At 63.4% G+C, this 17,094-nt stretch carries 17 protein-coding genes; 7 read left to right on the forward strand and 10 right to left on the reverse strand.

Features of this window, described 5'->3' with window-relative positions; genetic code table 11:
- Positions 1-4 precede the first annotated feature (4 nt).
- The 7 genes from ispC to rpsB form a co-directional block, all read right to left on the reverse strand.
- Positions 5-1,195 carry a 1-deoxy-D-xylulose-5-phosphate reductoisomerase gene (gene ispC, locus E6B08_RS24340; RefSeq protein ID WP_136916298.1) on the reverse strand — a complete coding sequence of 397 codons (1,191 nt, stop codon included), beginning with the start codon at positions 1,193-1,195 and terminating at the stop codon, positions 5-7.
- Positions 1,192-2,007 (reverse strand): phosphatidate cytidylyltransferase, encoded by an 816-nt coding sequence (locus E6B08_RS24345; protein WP_136916299.1) that lies wholly within the window; start codon positions 2,005-2,007, stop codon positions 1,192-1,194. The genes ispC and E6B08_RS24345 overlap by 4 nt, the downstream gene beginning before the upstream one ends.
- Positions 2,007-2,762: a polyprenyl diphosphate synthase gene (gene uppS, locus E6B08_RS24350; protein ID WP_136916300.1), complete on the reverse strand. Its 756-nt coding sequence runs from the start codon at positions 2,760-2,762 to the stop codon at positions 2,007-2,009. The genes E6B08_RS24345 and uppS overlap by 1 nt, the downstream gene beginning before the upstream one ends.
- A gap of 15 nt (positions 2,763-2,777) precedes the next feature.
- Positions 2,778-3,335: a ribosome recycling factor gene (gene frr, locus E6B08_RS24355; RefSeq protein ID WP_136916301.1), complete on the reverse strand. Its 558-nt coding sequence runs from the start codon at positions 3,333-3,335 to the stop codon at positions 2,778-2,780.
- Positions 3,332-4,075 (reverse strand): UMP kinase, encoded by a 744-nt coding sequence (pyrH, locus tag E6B08_RS24360; RefSeq protein ID WP_136916302.1) that lies wholly within the window; start codon positions 4,073-4,075, stop codon positions 3,332-3,334. Before pyrH ends, frr begins: the two co-directional genes overlap by 4 nt.
- A 180-nt stretch (positions 4,076-4,255) precedes the next feature.
- The gene (gene tsf, locus E6B08_RS24365) at positions 4,256-5,119 is read right to left on the reverse strand and encodes a translation elongation factor Ts (RefSeq protein WP_085673257.1); all 864 of its coding nucleotides are present in this window, start codon (positions 5,117-5,119) and stop codon (positions 4,256-4,258) included.
- Positions 5,120-5,304: 185 nt separating this feature from the next.
- On the reverse strand, positions 5,305-6,042 hold the full coding sequence (rpsB, locus tag E6B08_RS24370; protein WP_133326026.1) for a 30S ribosomal protein S2: 738 nt from the start codon (positions 6,040-6,042) through the stop codon (positions 5,305-5,307).
- A gap of 358 nt (positions 6,043-6,400) precedes the next feature.
- On the opposite strand from rpsB, the gene map reads away from it, so the two are divergent.
- The 3 genes from map to dapC are packed head-to-tail and all read left to right on the forward strand — an operon-like array spanning position 6,401 to position 11,153.
- The gene (map, locus tag E6B08_RS24375; protein ID WP_133326028.1) at positions 6,401-7,183 is read left to right on the forward strand and encodes a type I methionyl aminopeptidase; all 783 of its coding nucleotides are present in this window, start codon (positions 6,401-6,403) and stop codon (positions 7,181-7,183) included.
- Positions 7,184-7,219: 36 nt separating this feature from the next.
- The gene (locus E6B08_RS24380) at positions 7,220-9,922 is read left to right on the forward strand and encodes a [protein-PII] uridylyltransferase (protein WP_136916303.1); all 2,703 of its coding nucleotides are present in this window, start codon (positions 7,220-7,222) and stop codon (positions 9,920-9,922) included.
- A 34-nt stretch (positions 9,923-9,956) separates the two neighbouring features.
- On the forward strand, positions 9,957-11,153 hold the full coding sequence (gene dapC / locus E6B08_RS24385) for a succinyldiaminopimelate transaminase (protein WP_136916304.1): 1,197 nt from the start codon (positions 9,957-9,959) through the stop codon (positions 11,151-11,153).
- Positions 11,154-11,191: 38 nt separating this feature from the next.
- Here the strand turns inward: dapC and E6B08_RS24390 are convergent, their stop codons facing one another.
- The 3 genes from E6B08_RS24390 to E6B08_RS24400 all read right to left on the reverse strand — a co-directional run bounded on the left by E6B08_RS24390 (position 11,192) and on the right by E6B08_RS24400 (position 13,673).
- Entirely contained in the window at positions 11,192-12,838 is a 1,647-nt protein-coding gene (locus E6B08_RS24390; protein WP_136916305.1) for a Na+/H+ antiporter, read from the reverse strand.
- Positions 12,839-13,031: 193 nt separating this feature from the next.
- Positions 13,032-13,346 carry a helix-turn-helix domain-containing protein gene (locus E6B08_RS24395; protein ID WP_136916306.1) on the reverse strand — a complete coding sequence of 105 codons (315 nt, stop codon included), beginning with the start codon at positions 13,344-13,346 and terminating at the stop codon, positions 13,032-13,034.
- Positions 13,347-13,673 carry a hypothetical protein gene (locus E6B08_RS24400; RefSeq protein ID WP_322349398.1) on the reverse strand — a complete coding sequence of 109 codons (327 nt, stop codon included), beginning with the start codon at positions 13,671-13,673 and terminating at the stop codon, positions 13,347-13,349.
- Between the two features lie 210 nt (positions 13,674-13,883).
- Between E6B08_RS24400 and E6B08_RS24405 the strand changes: the two genes are divergently transcribed.
- The 4 genes from E6B08_RS24405 to E6B08_RS24420 all read left to right on the forward strand — a co-directional run bounded on the left by E6B08_RS24405 (position 13,884) and on the right by E6B08_RS24420 (position 17,000).
- Positions 13,884-14,231 carry an ArsC family reductase gene (locus E6B08_RS24405; RefSeq protein ID WP_192938703.1) on the forward strand — a complete coding sequence of 116 codons (348 nt, stop codon included), beginning with the start codon at positions 13,884-13,886 and terminating at the stop codon, positions 14,229-14,231.
- A gap of 42 nt (positions 14,232-14,273) precedes the next feature.
- Entirely contained in the window at positions 14,274-15,308 is a 1,035-nt protein-coding gene (gene dapD / locus E6B08_RS24410; protein ID WP_136916309.1) for a 2,3,4,5-tetrahydropyridine-2,6-dicarboxylate N-succinyltransferase, read from the forward strand.
- A gap of 79 nt (positions 15,309-15,387) precedes the next feature.
- Positions 15,388-16,593, forward strand: a complete 1,206-nt coding sequence (locus E6B08_RS24415) for a cysteine desulfurase (protein ID WP_136916310.1) — start codon at positions 15,388-15,390, stop codon at positions 16,591-16,593.
- Entirely contained in the window at positions 16,590-17,000 is a 411-nt protein-coding gene (locus E6B08_RS24420; protein ID WP_136916311.1) for a SufE family protein, read from the forward strand. The genes E6B08_RS24415 and E6B08_RS24420 overlap by 4 nt, the downstream gene beginning before the upstream one ends.
- The last annotated feature ends 94 nt before the right edge of the window (positions 17,001-17,094 follow it).

Raw genomic sequence — 17,094 nt, forward strand, 5'->3', positions numbered from 1 at the left:
GGCATCAGTGGCCGTGGCGCCTCAGCCATTCCCGGGACAGCTCCCGGGCGCGCTGGTCGGCGGCGAACACCGCGTCCAGCGAAGGCAGTGCCACCACCGGTTCCTGGTCGAGCACCTGTTCGATCATACCCGCGATCTGCGGGAAGCGGATACGCCGCTGGAGAAACGCCTCCACGGCAACTTCGTTGGCCGCATTGAGCACGGCCGGGGCGCTGTCGCCCGCCTCGGCAGCCTGCCGCGCCAGGCGCAGGCAAGGGAAGCGCTGTTCGTCGGGGGCCTGGAAATCCAGACGGGCGATGGCGAACAGGTCCAGCGGGGCGACCCCCGAATCGATGCGCTCAGGCCACGCCAGGGCATTGGCGATAGGGGTGCGCATGTCCGGGTTGCCCAACTGGGCCAGCACCGAACCATCGACGTAGTCGACCAGCGAGTGAATCACGCTTTGCGGATGCACCACGACCTCCACCTTGGCAGGTGCAGCATCGAACAACCAACAAGCCTCGATCAGCTCCAGGCCTTTGTTCATCATGCTGGCCGAGTCCACCGAGATCTTGCGACCCATGGACCAATTGGGGTGAGCACAGGCTTGCTCGGGCGTGACATCCATCAGCGCCGCCTGCGGCGTCTCGCGGAACGGCCCGCCCGATGCGGTCAGCAGGATACGCCGCACACCCACCTGGCTCAGGCCGCGGGCATAGTCGCCGGGCAGGCACTGGAAAATCGCATTGTGCTCGCTGTCGATCGGCAACAGCACGGCGCCACTGCGCCGCACAGCGTCCATGAACAGCGCGCCGGACATCACCAGGGCTTCCTTGTTGGCCAGCAACACCTTCTTGCCGGCCTCCACCGCAGCCAGGGTAGGACGCAGCCCAGCAGCACCGACGATGGCGGCCATCACGGCATCTACCTCGGCGGCCGCTGCCACCTGGCACAACCCCGCCTCGCCCACCAGCACCTCGCTGGCGCAGCCGGCAGCGGCCAGACCTTCACGCAGGCGTGCGGCCTGCTCGGCGGCCGGCACCACGGCATAGGCCGGGCGATGGCGCAGGCACAGGGCCAGCAACTCGTCGATGCGCGAATAGCCGCTGAGGGCGAACACTTCGTAACGATCAGGGTGCCGGGCGATCACGTCCAGCGTGCTGAGACCGATCGAGCCGGTGGCGCCGAGCACGGTGATGCGCTGCACTGCACTCACATCACACCCCATTCGGCGGCCCACAACAGCACGGCGAACACCGGGATGGCCGCGGTCAGGCTGTCGATGCGGTCGAGCACACCACCATGCCCAGGCAACAGGTTGCTGCTGTCCTTGATACCGGAGCGGCGTTTGAACATGCTCTCGGTGAGGTCACCCACCACCGACGACATGACCACCAGCGCCGCACCCAGCAGGCCCAGCAGGATCTGGCCGAAACCCCAGTCGCGATTCAGACCGACCACCAGGGTGATCAGCAGGCTCAGCGCCAGGCCGCCATAGACGCCCTCCCAGCTCTTGCCGGGACTGACTTGCGGCGCCAGCTTGCGCTTGCCGAACTTGCGACCCGAGAAGTATGCGCCGATGTCAGCAGACCATACCAGGACCATGACCGACAGAATCAGCCAGTTGCCCAGCGGCCAATGCTTGAGCAGCACCAAGCCCTGCCATGCCGGCAGCAGCACCAGCAAGCCGATCAGCAGGCGACAGGCGGCGCTCGCCCACAGCTCGCTGGTGCGTGGGAAGGTCAGCACCAGCCAAGTCGCCAGCGCCCACCAGATCACCGACGCCCCCAGCACCCACGGGGCCAGCTCGGGAAGGATATACAGCAGCATCAGCGCCCCGGCGACGACGAGCGCATAGGCGATGCGCAGCGGCTGGGCCATCAGCCCGGCCAGGCGCGCCCACTCCCAGGCGCCCAGCGTCACCACGAATCCGATGAACAGGGCAAAATCCCCACCGTTGAGCAGGAAAAACCCACCCACCGCGATCGGCAGCAGGATCAGCGCGGTAATGATGCGTTGTTTAAGCATTAAGCACGAGCTCCAGCCTCGACCTGCTCGCTGGTTTTCCCAAAGCGGCGCTGGCGCGAAGCGAAATCGGCCAGTGCTTTGCGCATGGCCTCGTGTTTGAAGTCCGGCCAGAAGAGGTCGGAGAAATACAGCTCGGCATAGGCTAGCTGCCACAACAGAAAGTTGCTGATGCGGTGCTCGCCGCCGGTACGGATGCACAGGTCCGGCAACGGCAGATCGCCCGTCGCCAGGCAGGTTTGCAACAACCCCGGCGTGATGTCGTCCGGACGCAGATGCCCAGCCTGAACCTCACGCGCCAGGCGCTGCGCGGCCTGGGCGATATCCCACTGACCACCATAGTTGGCGGCGATCTGCAGGATGAAGCGATTGTTGCCTGCGGTCAGCGCTTCGGCTTCGCGCATGGCAGCCTGCAACTCGGGATGGAAACGCGAACGATCACCGATGATGCGCAAGCTGATCCTGTTCTCGTTGAGACGCTTGGCCTCGCGGCGCAGGGCCGAGAAGAACAGCTCCATCAGGGCGCCGACCTCATCGGCCGGGCGCTGCCAGTTTTCACTGGAGAAGGCGAACAGGGTCAGTACCTCGACCCCGGCCTCGGCGCACACCTCGATGACCGCACGCACCGCATCGACGCCGGCCTTATGCCCGGCAACGCCAGGCAAAAGGCGCTTCTTCGCCCAGCGATTGTTGCCATCCATGATGATCGCGACGTGACGCGGCACCGATGAAGGTGCCGCCAGCTTGGTCTTTTCCATTAAAAAACCTCGGCCTTAGACGGCCATAAGGTCCTTTTCCTTGGCTTTGTATGCGGCATCGACCTCAGCAATGAACTTGTCGGTCAGCTTCTGGATCTCGTCCGCGGCACGACGCTCTTCGTCTTCGCTGATTTCCTTATCCTTGGTCAGCTTCTTCAGGTCACCCAGGGCATCGCGCCGCACGTTGCGCACGGCCACCTTGGCGTCTTCGGCAACGCCGCTGGCCTGCTTGGTGTAGCCCTTGCGGGTTTCCTCGGTCAGGGCCGGCATCGGTACGCGGATGGTGGTACCGGCGCTGGATGGGTTCAGGCCCAGGTCGGAGGTCAGGATGGCCTTTTCGATGGCCGCGCTGAGGTTCTTGTCGTGAGCGACGATCTTCAGGGTACGGGCATCTTCGACGGTAATCGCAGCGACCTGGTTCAGCGGCATCTCGCTGCCCCAGGCAGTGACCTTGACGGCATCCAGGATGCTTGGGTGAGCGCGACCCGTGCGAATTGCCGCCAGGTTGCGAGCCAGGGATTCGAGGGACTTGCCCATGCGCTCCTGGGCGTCTTTCTTGATGTCGTTGATCATGCTTGGCCTTCCTCGATCAAAGTGCCTTCGGCGCCACCCACTACGATGTTCAGCAGGGAGCCAGGCTTGTTCATGTTGAATACCCGCAACGGCATATTGTGGTCACGGCACAGGCAGATCGCGGTCAAGTCCATGACACCGAGCTTGCGATCCAGGACCTCATCGTAGGTCAGGTGATCGAACTTCTCGGCATGCGGGTCCTTGAATGGATCGGCAGTGTACACGCCGTCAACCTTGGTAGCCTTCAGCACCACATCTGCATCGATTTCGATGCCGCGCAGGCAGGCTGCGGAATCGGTGGTGAAGAACGGGTTGCCGGTACCGGCGGAGAAAATTACCACATCCCCGGAGTTGAGGTGGCGAATAGCTTTGCGACGATCGTAATGGTCGGTCACGCCCACCATGGAGATGGCCGACATCACCAGGGCCGGGATGTTCGAGCGCTCCAGCGCATCGCGCATGGCCAGGCCGTTCATCACGGTGGCGAGCATGCCCATGTGGTCACCGGTGACGCGATCCATGCCGGCCGCACTGAGCGCGGCACCACGGAACAGGTTGCCACCACCGATCACCAGGCCGACCTGGACACCGATCCCTACCAGCTGGCCGACTTCAAGGGCCATGCGATCCAGTACCTTCGGGTCGATCCCGAAGTCTTCCGAGCCCATCAGGGCCTCGCCGCTAAGTTTGAGCAAAATGCGTTTATAGCGAGGTTGGCGACCACTCACCTGCTGAGCCATTGCGAGTCTCTCCTGCGGCGTACTTTTAGAAAATTCGTGCGAGCTGTTTACAGCTTGCTAACTGTAGCGTGGCACCGCTTCGGTGCCAGCGGAGACGGGTCGGATAAACCCTCCTCCGTTTTGACAAAGAGGCTGCGCGCGTGAGCGGGCAGCCTCTTTGGGGCGACAGACGGGGCTGTCTTACTGCTTGGCAGCAGCTACCTGAGCGGCAACTTCGGCAGCGAAGTCGTCGACGGGCTTCTCGATGCCTTCGCCAACCTTGAAGTAGGTGAAGGAAACGATTTCAGCACCGGCTTTCTTGGCCAGCTCGCCAACCTTGACTTCCGGGTTCATGACGAAAGCCTGCTCTTTCAGCGAGGCTTCGGCCTTGAACTTGGCGATACGACCGTTGACCATGTTTTCAACGATGTTTTCCGGCTTGCCGGCGATCTTGTCAGCGTTCAGCTGCAGGAAGACGCCCTTCTCGCGCTCGATGGCCTCGGCGGAGATTTCCGACGAATCCAGGAACTCTGGGTTCGAAGCGGCAACGTGCATGGCGATGTTCTTGGCCAGCTCGATGTCGCCGCCCTTCAGAACAACGGCAGCGCCGATCTTGTTGCCGTGCAGGTAGGCACCGACAACGTCACCCTCAACGCGCACCAGGCGACGGATGTTGACGTTCTCGCCGCACTTGGCGACCAGGGCTTCACGAGCGGCTTCACGCGATGCGATCAGCGGAGCTGCGTCGGTCAGCTTCTGGGCGAAGGCTTCTTCCAGGCTTTCGGCCACGAAGTTCTTGAAGTCGTCTTGCAGGGCCAGGAAGTCGGTCTGCGAGTTGACTTCCAGCAGGACCGCGGCCTTGCCGTCGGTCTTGACGGCGATAGCGCCTTCAGCAGCGACGTTGCCGGCCTTCTTGGCGGCCTTGATGGCGCCCGAGGCACGCATGTCGTCAATGGCTTTTTCGATGTCGCCGCCGGCCTTTTCCAGGGCCTTCTTGCAATCCATCATGCCTTCGCCGGTACGCTCGCGCAGTTCTTTGACCAGCGCTGCAGTAATTGCTGCCATTTCAAAATCCTCTTGGAAAGTTTTTCAACCATTCCACCCGTTCGTCACGGGCGTTAAATTCTGCAAATCCGCTGCTGGTATCTCAGCTCGACCATGATGCGAGGGCGATGCTGACAGCAGGATTTCAAGGTGGCAAAAAGGGGGCAAAGCCCCCTTTTTGCGTGCCAAGTAGACGCTAGCGCCTATTACTCGGCAGCAGGTGCAGCCGCTTCTTCAGCGTAGACTTCGGTGCCACCAGCAACGTTGTTGCGGCCGCGGATGATGGCGTCGGCCATCGAAGTCATGTACAGCTCGATGGCGCGGATGGCGTCGTCGTTACCTGGGATGACGTAGTCAACGCCTTCTGGGCTGCTGTTGGTATCGACAACGCCGATAACCGGGATGCCCAGCTTGTTGGCTTCGGTGATGGCAATGCGCTCGTGATCGACGTCGATCACGAACAGGGCATCAGGCAGGCCGCCCATGTCCTTGATACCACCCAGGCTACGATCCAGCTTTTCCAGATCGCGCGAACGCATCAGGGCTTCTTTCTTGGTCAGCTTGGCAAAGGTGCCATCTTCGGCCTGGGTTTCCAGGTCGCGCAGACGCTTGATCGAGGCGCGGATGGTTTTGTAGTTGGTCAGCATGCCGCCCAACCAACGGTGATCAACGTATGGCGAACCTGCGCGAGCAGCTTGCTCGGCAACGATCTTGCCAGCGGAACGCTTGGTACCGACGAACAGGATCTTGTTCTTGCCCTGAGCCAGGCGCTCTACGAACGCCAGAGCGTCGTTGAACATTGGCAGGGTTTTTTCCAGGTTGATGATGTGGATCTTGTTGCGCGCGCCGAAAATGAACTTGCCCATTTTCGGGTTCCAGTAACGGGTCTGGTGGCCGAAGTGCACACCGGCCTTCAGCATATCGCGCATGTTGACTTGGGACATGATAGTTCCTTGATAAGTCGGGTTGGGCCTCCACGCATCCCAATGACCAACCCACGTTCCTGAACCAAGTTCGAGGGAAACGGGGCACCCAGGCCATCGTGTCGACACGTGTGTGGGTTTGTGCTTCCGGGGACCTCCCCGAAAGCGGCGCATTTTATACCACAGACCGCCGGCAAACGGAACCCGGATAATGTTGCGTCCGTCAGCGGCTTTTGCAGCACCAAGGCTTTGGCGCCAGAATGCCTTCTATTGGACCACATCCTGGCCGCCTTTATCCCGACAGATTGCAGCCCCGCTCTGGTAGAATCCGGCCTTTCCCGTTTGTTCGCGCCCTAGATGGCGCCGTAGAGAGCCTGCAATGACCGTTACCATCAAGACCGCAGAAGACATCGAAAAGATGCGCATCGCCGGCCGCCTGGCCGCCGAAGTGCTCGAAATGATCGAGGAACACGTCAAGCCCGGCGTCACCACCGAAGAGCTCGACCGCCTGTGCCACGACTATATCGTCAATGTCCAGCAGGCCATCCCGGCGCCGCTCAACTACAAGGGCTTCCCCAAGTCGATCTGCACATCGGTCAACCACGTCGTCTGCCACGGCATTCCCGGTGAAAAACCACTGAAGGACGGCGACACGCTGAACATCGACGTCACCGTGATCAAGGACGGCTACCACGGCGACACCAGCCGCATGTTCCACGTAGGCACCGTGCCGGCCTGGGCCGAGCGCCTGTCCAAGGTCACCCAGGAATGCATGTACAAGGCCATCGAGCTGGTCAAGCCGGGCTGCCGCCTGGGCGACATCGGCGAGGTGATCCAGAAGCACGCCGAAAAGAACGGCTTCTCGGTGGTACGCGAATTCTGCGGCCACGGCATCGGCAAGGTATTCCATGAAGAGCCGCAGATCCTCCACTACGGCAAGGCCGGCACCGGCATGGAACTCAAGGAAGGCATGACCTTCACCATCGAGCCGATGATCAACCAGGGCAAGGCCGACACCAAGGTGCTGGGCGACGGCTGGACCGCCATCACCAAGGACCGCAAACTCTCGGCCCAGTGGGAACACACCCTGGTGGTGACCGCCACCGGCTACGAAATCTTCACCCTGCGCAAGGACGACACCATCCCGCGCACTTCCGCCTGACCTTACCCGGCCACTTTACGACAGGAACGCGACAGCATGCCCCAGGTGGACCCCGAGCTGTTCGACCGTGGCCAGTTCCAGGCGGAACTGGCCCTCAAGGCAAGCCCCATCGCCGCTTTCAAGAAGGCCATCCGCCAGGCCGGCGAGGTGCTCGACAAGCGTTTTCGCGAAGGTCGGGAAATCCGTAGCCTGATCGAGGATCGCGCCTGGCTCGTCGACAATATCCTGCAACAGGCGTGGAACCAGTTCGACTGGGGCGATGCCGGCGGCATCGCCCTGGTGGCGGTAGGCGGCTATGGCCGCGGCGAACTCCACCCGCACTCTGACATCGACCTGTTGATCCTGCTCGGTGCCGCCGAGCATGAGCAGTACCGCGAAGCCATCGAGCGCTTCCTGACCCTGCTCTGGGACATCGGCCTGGAAGTCGGCCAGAGCGTGCGCAGCGTCGGCGAATGCGCCGAGCAGGCCCGCGCCGACCTGACGGTAATCACCAACCTGATGGAAAGCCGTACCATCGCCGGCCCCGAGGCCCTGCGCCAGCGCATGCTGGAGGTGACCAGCACCGCCAACATGTGGCCGAGCAGGGAGTTCTTCCTGGCCAAGCGCGCCGAGCTCAAGGCTCGCCATCACAAGTACAACGACACCGAGTACAACCTCGAGCCCAACGTCAAGGGTTCGCCCGGTGGGCTGCGCGACATCCAGACGGTGCTCTGGGTGGCCCGGCGCCAGTACGGCACCCTGAACCTCCACGCGCTGGCCGGTGAAGGCTTCCTGCTGGAAAGCGAGAACGAGCTGCTGGCTTCCTCCCAGGACTTCCTGTGGAAGGTGCGTTACGCGCTGCACATGCTCGCGGGGCGCTCCGAGGACCGCCTGCTGTTCGACCACCAGCGCAGCATCGCCGCGCTGCTGGGCTACAGCGACGAGAACCCCAAGCGCGCCATCGAGCAGTTCATGCAGCAGTACTACCGGGTGGTGATGAGCATCAGCCAGCTGTGCGACCTGATCATCCAGCATTTCGAGGAAGTCATCCTCGCCGACGACGACAGCGGCAGCACCCAGCCACTCAATGCCCGCTTCCGCCTGCACGACGGCTATATCGAGGCAGCCCACGCCAACGTGTTCAAACGCACGCCGTTCGCCATGCTGGAGATTTTCGTGCTGATGGCCCAGCACCCGGAGATCAAGGGCGTGCGCGCCGACACCGTGCGCCTGCTGCGCGAGCATCGGCACCTGATCGACGAGACCTTCCGCAACGATATCCGCAACACCAGCCTGTTCATCGAACTCTTCAAGTGCGAGGTCGGCATCCACCGCAACCTGCGCCGGATGAACCGCTACGGGATCCTCGGGCGCTACCTGCCGGAATTCGGCCTGATCGTCGGGCAGATGCAGCACGACCTGTTCCACATCTATACCGTGGACGCGCACACCCTCAATCTCATCAAGCACCTGCGCAAGCTGCAGTACACGCCGGTGTCCGAGAAATTCCCGCTGGCCAGCAAGCTCATGGGCCGCCTGCCCAAGCCCGAGCTGATCTACCTGGCCGGCCTGTACCACGACATCGGCAAGGGTCGCCAGGGCGACCACTCCGAGCTCGGCGCGGTGGATGCGCAGAAGTTCTGCGAACGCCATCAACTGCCGGCCTGGGATTCGCGCCTGATCGTCTGGCTGGTGCAAAACCACCTGGTGATGTCCACCACCGCCCAGCGCAAGGACCTGTCCGACCCACAGGTGATCAACGATTTCGCCTTGCACGTGGGCGACGAGACCCGCCTGGACTACCTCTATGTGCTGACCGTGGCCGACATCAACGCCACCAACCCCAGCTTGTGGAACTCCTGGCGCGCCAGCCTGCTGCGCCAACTCTACACCGAGACCAAGCGCGCCTTGCGCCGGGGCCTGGAGAACCCGCTGGACCGCGAGGAGCAGATTCGCCAGACGCAAAGCGCGGCCCTGGACATCCTGATCCGCGAAGGCACCGACCCGGACGACGTCGAACAGCTATGGTCACAGCTGGGGGATGACTATTTCCTCAAGCACACCGCCGCCGACGTGGCCTGGCACAGCGATGCGATCCTCCAGCAGCCGGCCGATGGCGGGCCGCTGGTGCTGATCAAGGAAACCACCCAGCGCGAGTTCGAAGGCGGCACCCAGATCTTCATCTACGCCCCCGACCAGCACGACTTCTTCGCCGTGACGGTGGCCGCCATGTCGCAGTTGAACCTGAACATCCACGATGCGCGGATCATCACCTCCAGCAGTCAATTCACCCTCGACACCTACATCGTGCTCGACAACGACGGCGGCTCGATCGGTGACAACCCGCAGCGGGTCAAGCAGATACGCGAGGGGCTGACCGAAGCCTTGCGCACCCCCGAGGACTACCCGACCATCATTCAGCGCCGGGTACCGCGCCAGCTCAAGCACTTCACGTTCGCTCCGCAGGTGACCATCCACAACGACGCCCAACGACCGGTGACCGTCCTCGAGATCATCGCCCCCGACCGGCCGGGGCTTCTGGCCAGGATCGGGCGGATCTTCCTGGAGTTCGACCTGTCGCTGCAGAACGCCAAGATCGCCACGCTCGGCGAGCGGGTGGAGGACGTGTTCTTCATCACCGACGCCGACAATCAGCCGCTGTCCGACCCGCAGTTGTGCAGCCGCCTGCAGGAAGCCATCGTGCAGCAACTGCAGGCAGGCCAGGGCAGCGACGCCAGCCCCAGCCGCGTGACCTTTTAACGATTAGATAGACGATTGACGAGACCTTGCGCCGATGAACCATGCCTTGACCCAGCTGCAGCCCTACCCGTTCGAGAAACTCCGCGCCCTGCTGGGTAGCGTGAAGCCAGCCGCAGACAAACGCGCCATTGCCCTGTCGATCGGTGAGCCGAAGCACGAATCGCCGGCATTCGTCGCCCAAGCCATGGCCGACAACCTCGACAAACTGGCCGTCTACCCCAGCACCATCGGCTTGCCGGCCCTGCGCCAGGCCATTGCCCAATGGTGCGAGCGCCGTTTCGGCGTGCCGGCCGGCTGGCTGGACGCCGACCGCCACGTGCTGCCGGTCAATGGCACCCGCGAGGCGCTGTTCGCCTTCACCCAAGCCGTGGTCAACCGTGCCGATGACGGACTGGTGATCAGCCCCAACCCGTTCTACCAGATCTACGAAGGTGCCGCGCTGCTGGCAGGTGCCACCCCGCACTACCTGCCGTGCCTGGAAAACAACGGCTTCAACCCCGACTTCGACGCCGTGCCGGCCGAGGTCTGGAAACGTTGCCAGATCCTCTTCCTCTGCTCGCCAGGCAACCCGACCGGCGCCTTGGTGCCGATGGATACCCTGAAGAAGCTGATCGCCCTAGCCGACGAGCACGACTTCGTGATCGCCGCCGACGAGTGCTACAGCGAGCTGTACTTCGACGAGGATGCACCACCACCGGGCCTGCTGACCGCCTGCGCCGAGCTCGGTCGCAGCGACTTCAAGCGTTGCGTGGTGTTCCACAGCCTGTCCAAGCGTTCCAACTTGCCGGGGCTGCGCTCGGGCTTCGTGGCCGGCGACGCCGAGATCATCAAGCCGTTCCTGCTGTACCGCACCTACCATGGCTGCGCCATGCCGGTGCAGACCCAGCTGGCCAGCATCGCCGCCTGGCAGGACGAAGCCCATGTTCGCGAGAACCGCGATCAGTACCGGGCCAAGTACGACGCCGTGCTCGACATCCTGCAGCCAGTGATGGACGTGCAGCGCCCGGATGGCAGTTTCTACCTGTGGGCCAAGGTGCCCGGCAGCGATGCCGACTTCACCCGTGACCTGTTCGAGGCGCAGCACGTGACCGTGGTGCCGGGCTCGTACCTGTCGCGTGAGGTGGATGGCGTCAACCCAGGGGCTGGGCGGGTGCGCATGGCACTGGTCGCGCCGCTGGCAGAATGCATCGAGGCAGCGGAGCGGATTCGCGCCTTCCTGCAAAGCCGCTGATGGGTCCGGGGCGCTTTGCGCCCCATTCCCAGGCAGATCTACTTGACCGGCCCCAGGTTGGCCTCGCTCATGTCCAGCTCACCGAGCACCTGCCGTACCACCTCATCGCCCACCAGATGCTGGCGATGCAGGTTGTACAGCTCCAGCCGCTGCGCCCGCAGCGCGCGCACACGCAAACGACGCTCCAGCAAGTCCATCTGCTCGGCCAGGGCTCGCGCCTCGGCGGTGTCGTTGTAGCTGTCTAGCTCGGCCCGGTACTCGGCCATCAACCGCGCTTTCAGCTCGGTAGCCAGGGTCGCCTGGGCGGCATCCTGGGGCGCGTTGGCATCGATGACCTCCTCGGCCTCCAGCGCATGGATCGCCGCCTCCACCGTACGCCGCCAAGCCTCCTGGACTTCCTGGTGCAAGCGCTCGTCAGGGCTCTTGGTCACCCCGCGCAACAGCAGCGGCAGGGCGATACAGGCACTGATCAACGACAGCAGGATCACCCCGGCAGCGATGAAGATCAGCAGGTCACGCTCGGGGAATGCCTTGCCCGCCCCCATCAACAGCGGGATCGACATCACGCCGGCCAAGGTCACCGCACCACGCACGCCCCCCAGCGTCATCAGCCAGCACGAGCGCGTGGTGGGCAGCAGTACCAGCGCCGGCTTGCCGCGCCAGCGGCGGACCACGCCGATAGCTCGCCAGATGCTTTGTACCCAGATGAACCGCAACAGGATCAGCGCGGCGAAGATCGCCACCACGTCCAGGCAGCGCCAGGCCAGGGTTGGCCAGACCGTGGCCTCGTGGCTGACCACGGCCTTGATGATGTCCGGCAATTGCAGGCCCAACAGCAGGAAGATCAGGCCGTTGAAGGCGAACTCCAGCAACGACCAGACGCTGCGGTTGAGCAAACGGGTGCTGGTCTGGCGCGGCAGCAGGTCAAGCCAGCTCTGCATCATGCCGGCCGCCACCGCCGAAAGAATGCCCGACACCCCCAGGCGCTCGGCCAGCACGTAGGCGGCAAACGGCAACAGCAGCATGAATACCACGTGGGTCGCCGGATCGTCCCAGCCACGCGCGATCATCCAGGTACGTAGCCGGCCGATCAGCCAACTCAAGGCCACCCCCACCGCCAGGCCTCCGAGGGCAACCAGGACGAAACTGACGCTGGCGTCGGTCAGCGAGAACACCCCGGTAATTGCCGCGGCCAGGGCAAACTTGAAGGTCACCAGACCCGAAGCGTCGTTCATCAACGCCTCGCCTTGCAGCATGTGCATCAGCGGCGTTGGCAGGCGGTCCTGGGTGATGGCCGACACCGCCACGGCGTCGGTAGGCGACAGCACCGCAGCCAGGGCGAAGGCGACTGCCAGCGGGATGGACGGCAGCAGCCAGTGAATGAACAGGCCCGCACCGACCACGGTGAACAGCACCAGGCCAACCGCCAATGCCACCACTGGCCCGCGGATGCGCCACAGCTCGCGCTTGGGGATACGCCAGCCGTCGGCGAACAGCAGCGGCGGCAGGAACAGGAACAGGAACAGCTCGGGATTGAGGGCAACATGCAAGCCGAGGGTCGGCCAGGCCAACAATGCGCCAGCGGCGATCTGCACCAGAGGGAGCGGCAGCGGGATCACCCTGCCGACCAGTTTCGAGACGCTTACCAGTGTCAGCAGGATGAGGACGGTGTAGGCGGACTGCATCCGTGAAAGCTTCCTTTGTGAACCTAAAACGACAACGGGGCGAAACATCGCCATTGAAACAGTATGTTAGCGGCGCCTGAAGCAACGGAGCCGCTGCACGATAGTCGCAAGTGGAGGGCGAATATGTAACACAATGCTTCCTAGGCCTTAAAAACAAAAACCCGCCTAGGCGGGTCATTGCAGGGTCACGCACTCAGACAGCTTCCAGCCGTTCGAGCATATCTGGGTACTTTTCGACGAGTTTCAAAAGCATGGCGGCTTGCGGGTTGGGGCTAGCCTTGTCCTGCTCCCAATTCCTGAGCGTGGCAGCCTTGGTCCGTATGCACCTCGCGAATACCTCTTGCGACATACGCAGGCGTTCGCGAATGGCCACGATTTCCTGCGATGTGACCTTGGGTGCATCGGTTACCTTGACGTGATGCTGACGCAACGTGATTTTCCCTTCGCGCTGAGCGTGCATATCGTCGATGCCGCTCATCAGTTCGGCAAACAAATCGCGCTTTTTCATTCAATTCCTCCTCTGCTTGACCGATCGCTTCGCTTTACGCGCCTCGACCTCAGCAGTGATGGCCTGTTTCAAAGCCCTCTCCTGTTCACAGGTGAGATTCTCAAGTTCGTCCTTGTCGTAAATAGCGAACATCCACATTTGCCCATCGCTGGACAACCAGTAGTAAATGACCCGCAGGCCGCCGCGCTTGCCCTTGCCTCGGCGCCTGTCTCCCCAGCGGAGCTTCCTGAAACCACCCGTGCGAGGCATCACGTCGCCGCACTCGGGGTTTGTCAGCAAATCCTGCTGCAACGCCTTGTACTCATCATCGCTCAGGTAGTCCGACACGGTGGCGGTGAAGATCGACGTCTCGAAAAAAAATGGCTTCCATGCGGCAAACCATACGCAACTTGCACATAGTAGGCAACTGTCGAAGGCGCCCGTTCATCACAAGTCCAACCCGTCGCAACCGTGGCGCTCGACCGATCGTTCCCGCATAATCCCGCGACTGACATTCGGCAACGGAGAGATTGGGGTGGCGCCTCCCCAATGAACACGATGACCTATACGCTCTACGGCATAAAAGCCTGCGACACCATGAAAAAAGCCCGCACCTGGCTCGAAGACCAGGCCATCGGCTACGAATTCCACGACTACAAGACCCAGGGCATCGACCGCGACAGCCTCAACCGCTGGTGTGACGAACACGGCTGGGAAGTCATCCTCAACCGTGCCGGCACCACCTTCCGCAAGCTCGACGACGCCAGCAAGGCCGATCTCGACCAGGCCAAGGCCGTCGAACTGATGCTGGCCCAGCCGTCGATGATCAAACGCCCGGTGCTCGACCTCGGCAAACGCACCCTGGTCGGCTTCAAGCCCGACCTGTACGCCGCAGCGCTGGCCTGAACCGGTCTACGTTCCACCCCCTATTTCGCATGAGGTAATCCTATGTCCAACACTCTGTTCAGCCTGGCCTTCGGTGTCGGCTCCCAGAACCGCCAGGGCACCTGGCTGGAAGTCTTCTACGCACAACCCCTGGTCAACCCGAGCGCCGAACTGGTCGCCGCCGTGGCACCGATCCTCGGGTACGAAGGTGGCAACCAGGCGATCACCTTCAGCACTGCCCAGGCCGCCCAACTGGCCGAGGCCGTGAAAGGCGTCGACGCAGCCCAGGCCGCCCTGCTGACCCGCCTGGCAGAAAGCCACAAGCCGCTGGTCGCCACCGTGCTGGCCGAAGACGCCGCCCTGACCTCGACCCCAGAGGCCTACCTCAAGCTGCACCTGCTCTCGCACCGCCTGGTCAAGCCGCACGGCGTGAGCCTGGCCGGTATCTTCCCGCTGCTGCCGAACGTGGCCTGGACCAACCAGGGCGCCGTCGACCTGAGCGAACTGGCCGAACTGCAACTGGAAGCGCGCCTGAAGGGCGAGCTGCTGGAAGTGTTCTCGGTCGACAAGTTCCCGAAGATGACCGACTACGTGGTCCCGGCCGGCGTGCGTATCGCCGACACCGCCCGCGTGCGCCTGGGCGCCTACATCGGCGAAGGCACCACCATCATGCACGAAGGCTTCGTCAACTTTAACGCTGGCACCGAAGGCCCAGGCATGATCGAAGGCCGCGTATCCGCTGGCGTATTCGTCGGCAAGGGTTCGGACCTGGGCGGCGGCTGCTCGACCATGGGCACCCTGTCCGGTGGCGGCAACATCGTCATCAAGGTGGGCGAAGGCTGCCTGATCGGCGCCAACGCCGGTATCGGCATCCCACTGGGCGACCGCAACACCGTCGAAGCCGGCCTGTACATCACCGCAGGTACCAAGGTGAACCTGCTGGACGAGAACAACGTCCTGGTCAAGGTGGTCAAGGCGCGCGACCTGGCCGGCCAGACCGACCTGCTGTTCCGCCGCAACTCGCTGAACGGCGCTGTGGAGTGCAAGACCCACAAGTCGGCCATCGAGCTGAATGAGGCGCTGCACGCCCACAACTGAGAACCCTGCTCGGTTTGAAGTGATAAGATCGGGTCTGATGTCGTGTCAGACCCGATTTTTCATTCCAGGCCCCGCTCACATGTTCCAGCCCTCCCCCTGGCGTGCCGATTTCCCAGCCATCGCCGCCCTGCAACGGCAGCACCAGACCTACCTGGACAGCGCCGCCACCACCCAGAAGCCCCAAGCCCTGATCGACGCCCTCGGCCATTACTACGGCCATGGCGCGGCCAACGTGCACCGGGCCCAGCATTTGCCCGGCGCCTTGGCGACCCAGGCTTTCGAGGCAAGCCGTGACAAGCTGGCGGCCTGGCTCAATGCTGCCGACTCCCGGCAGATCGTCTTCACCCACGGCGCCACCTCGGCACTGAACCTGCTGGCCTACGGCCTGGAATACCGTTTCGAGCCGGGGGACGAAATCGCCATCAGCGCCCTCGAGCACCACGCCAACCTGTTGCCCTGGCAACAACTGGCGCAGCGACGCAACCTGCGCCTGGTCGTGCTGCCGCTGGATAGTCGCGGCTTTATCGATCTGGAGCAGGCCCTGCAACTGATCGGCCCGCGCACCCGAGTGCTGGCCGTGAGCCAGCTATCCAACGTGTTGGGCACCTGGCAGCCCTTGCCCGCCCTGCTCGCCCACGCCCGTGCCCAAGGCGCGCTGACCGTGGTCGACGGGGCACAGGGGGTCGTTCATGGACGCACCGATGTGAGCCAGTTGGGCTGTGACTTCTATGTGTTCTCCGGCCACAAGCTGTATGGCCCGGAAGGCGTCGGCGTGCTGTATGGGCGCTCCGAGGCGCTGGGGCTGCTGCGCCACTGGCAGTTCGGCGGCGAAATGGTGCAATTGGCCGATTACCAGGGGGCCAGTTTCCGCCCCGCGCCACTGGGGTTCGAGGCCGGCACGCCGCCAATCGGCGCGGTGATCGCCCTGGGTGCGACGCTGGACTACCTGGCCAGCCTCGACCTGCAGGCCGTCCAGGTCCACGAAGCGAACCTGCACCAGCATTTGCTGCGCGGCCTGGCCGACCGCGAAGGCGTACGTCTGCTCGGCGCCCCTCAGGCGGCGCTGGCCAGCTTCGTCATCGACGGCGTGCATAACGCCGATATCGCCCACGTCCTCACCGAGCAAGGCATCGCCGTGCGCGCCGGGCACCATTGCGCCATGCCGTTACTAAAGGGGTTGGGGCTGGACGGCGCGATCCGGGTTTCGCTAGGGCTGTACAACGACAGCGACGACTTGCAACGCTTCTTCGATGCGCTCGACCAAGGCCTGGAGCTGCTGCAATGAACCTGCCGGCAGAGGCCCGGGAAGCCTTGGATCATTTCGAACAGGCACGCGGCTGGGAACAGCGTGCGCGGCTGTTGATGCAGTGGGGCGACCGCCTCGAGCCGCTCGGCGAGGCGGACAAGGTCGAGGCCAACCGCGTGCATGGCTGCGAGAGCCTGGTGTGGTTGGTGGCGCAGCAGCAGGATGGGCAATGGCGGTTCAAGGCCGCCAGCGACGCGCGGCTGTTGCGTGGTTTGCTGGCGTTGCTGCTGGTGCGGGTGCAGGGGATGACCGGTACGCAACTGGCTGGCCTGGATCTGCGCGAGTGGTTCACCCAACTTGGGCTGGAGCGCCAATTGTCGCCCTCGCGCAGCAACGGGTTGCATGCGGTGCTGATGCGAATGGCTGAGTTGGTGGCTTCCTGTTGAGTCGGCGGTGTGCCCTTCGAGGGCAAGTCGGGGCGCCGAACCGCCGCGCCTACAGGATCACCACCATGTTCAGGTTCGGCGGGGTGCCTGTGGG

The organism is Pseudomonas putida, from assembly GCF_005080685.1.
Classification (GTDB): domain Bacteria; phylum Pseudomonadota; class Gammaproteobacteria; order Pseudomonadales; family Pseudomonadaceae; genus Aquipseudomonas; species Aquipseudomonas putida_V.